Consider the following 2368-nt stretch of genomic DNA (forward strand, 5'->3'; position numbering starts at 1 on the left):
TGTTTGAACGCACCTTTCAGACCACGACGAGCAATTTCAGCTTCATCAGTTACATCTACAGCAGTTGCCACTAAGCCATCACGCGTTGCAAATGCAAAGTCATCCCAAAGGTATTCATCACCTTCGATGTTGAACTGCGTAGTTAATTTACGGTAGCCAGGCGCAGTGACGAAGTAATGCACGTGTGAAGGACGGTTACCATGACGACCAAGTTTGTCTAATACAAACTGAGTTGTACCTTCTGGTGGGCAGCCATAACCTACAGGCATTGTAGTTAATGCTGTATATTGACCTTGTGCATCCGTGAAGATCGTACGACGTAAGTTGAAGTCAGATTGAGACTTATCAAAGAACGAGTAGTTACCTAAGCTGTTTGCATGCCAAACTTCAACTTTAGCGCCTTCAATAACGTTGCCTTCAGTATCTTTAACGATACCTTCGATAATTAAAGTTGGGATTTTGCCTTCTTCAGAACCATCATCCATACGTGCAAAACCAACTGATTCTGGTGCACCAGCGACATACAATGGACCTTCAATTGTACGTGGAGTACCACCTGTAATACCTGCTTGAGCATCTTTCTCATCTGCACGTAAATCAAGGAAATGCTCAAGACCTAAACCAGCAGCCAAAAGACCTAATTCGTTTGCTTGACCAGCATCAGTAAAGTACTCAAGACCCTTCCAAACTTCAGATTGGCTTAAATCTAAATCTTCAATCGCTTGGAATAAGTCAGATACTAAACGTACAACGATTTGCTGAACACGTTCATCAACAGGACCTGTTGCAGTATCAACGTTCATTTTTTTGACTAAAGCATTAATTTGTTCGCGGTTCATACTATTTCTCCTTAAGTATGCTTGCTGTGTGGTGGCTGACTTCTAATGTGTTTGAGCTCGCTGCCACAATCCTTGTTTAAAATGACGCTAAAAAACCTCTGGATGTATTGATGTCATGGCCTGAATCAATCAAGCCAAGACACTTAAAACTTAACGATCATCTTCACGGATAGAAGATGGGTGGCGATTTAACGCCATTACTTCGATATTCATATATGGGTAAAGCGGAAGACCTTGTAAAATTGAATGAAGCTCTTCATTGCTTTCCACATCAAAAATACTGATGTTTGAATACTGACCTGTGATTCGCCAGATATGACGCCACTTGCCTTGTTGCTGTAACTCTTGCGAATACGCCTTTTCAACAGCTTTAATCTCATTCGCTTTTTCAACTGGCATATCCAGTGGGATGTTCACATCCATTCGTACATGAAACAGCATGTCTCACTCCTGATGTATCACGTCGCTTATTTGCGGCGAAGGTTGTCAATCTTGTCTAAATCCAACTCAATACCTAAACCATTACCTTGAGGCAGATGTAATTCGAAATCACGATATTGAAGCGGGGTCTTTAAAATTTCGTCAGTTAACAGCAATGGACCAAATAATTCAGTGCCATATGCCAAATTCTCAAAGGTCGAGAACAAATGTGCAGAAGCGATGGTGCCAACAGAACCTTCAAGCATCGTGCCACCATACAGATCTACACCAGCGAGGTTTGCAATGGTTGCTACATCACGACCTTCGAGTAGGCCACCAGACTGAGCAACTTTTACAGCAAACACAGAAGCAGCATTACGCTTCGCTAAACGATAAGCTGTACTTGGACCCATCAATGACTCATCCGCCATGATGGCAATATCAAAACGACGAGTTAAACGCTCCATGGCATCAATATTGTCAATCGCACATGGCTGTTCGATTAGATCAACACCACCATCTTGCAGAAGCTGAATACCTTTGATCGCTTCTAACTCAGACCAAGCACGGTTCACATCGACACGGATAGAAACATCAGTACCTAACGCTTTTTTAATGGTGAGAACATGCTCAACATCTGCTTCTACAGCACGAGAACCAATTTTTAATTTAAAGAAGTTATGACGCTTAGCTTCGATCATCTTTTTCGCTTCAGCGATATCTTTATCCGTATCACCAGAAGCCAACACCCAAAGCACAGGGACGCTGTTACGCAGACGGCCACCTAGCACTTCAGACAGCGGCAAGCCTAAACGTTGAGCTTGAATATCGAGTAAAGCAGTTTGAATGGCACATTTTGCAAAACGGTTGCCATTAATATTCTTCTTCAACACTTGCATAATTTGAGCAACGTTGAGATCAGTAAAAGTTTTGAGTAGTGGAGCAAAATAAGTATCAATATTGGTTTTGATACTTTCAGGGCTTTCTTCACCATAGCCTAAGCCACCGATGGTGGTCGCTTCGCCCCAACCAATGAAACCATCCGAAGTTTCGATTTTAATGAGGACTAAGGTTTGAGTTTGCATCGTTGCGACCGCCATCTTGTGTGG

Annotated in this window: 3 protein-coding genes; all 3 read right to left on the bottom strand. The window is 42.5% G+C overall.

All coding sequences use genetic code 11. From position 1 onward, the window contains the following. Window positions 1-839, bottom strand: an 839-nt coding sequence (gene catA, locus FTV17_RS15360) for a catechol 1,2-dioxygenase (RefSeq protein WP_180000690.1), incomplete at its 3' end; no start/stop codon positions are given. Between the two features lie 150 nt (window positions 840-989). Further along, a complete protein-coding gene (gene catC, locus FTV17_RS15365) occupies window positions 990-1280 on the bottom strand; it encodes a muconolactone Delta-isomerase (RefSeq protein ID WP_092766278.1) in 291 nt (96 codons plus the stop codon). A 26-nt stretch (window positions 1281-1306) separates the two neighbouring features. Continuing rightward, a partial coding sequence (locus tag FTV17_RS15370; protein ID WP_218945438.1) for a muconate/chloromuconate family cycloisomerase occupies window positions 1307-2368 on the bottom strand: 1062 nt, incomplete at its 5' end.

The sequence above is a fragment of the Acinetobacter sp. YH12239 genome (assembly GCF_013417635.1).
GTDB lineage: Bacteria > Pseudomonadota > Gammaproteobacteria > Pseudomonadales > Moraxellaceae > Acinetobacter.

Excerpts from the sequence above, each read along its gene's own strand:
- catC (WP_092766278.1), bottom strand. The coding sequence starts at position 1,280 with ATGCTGTTTCATGTACGAATGGATGTGAACATCCCACTGGATATGCCA.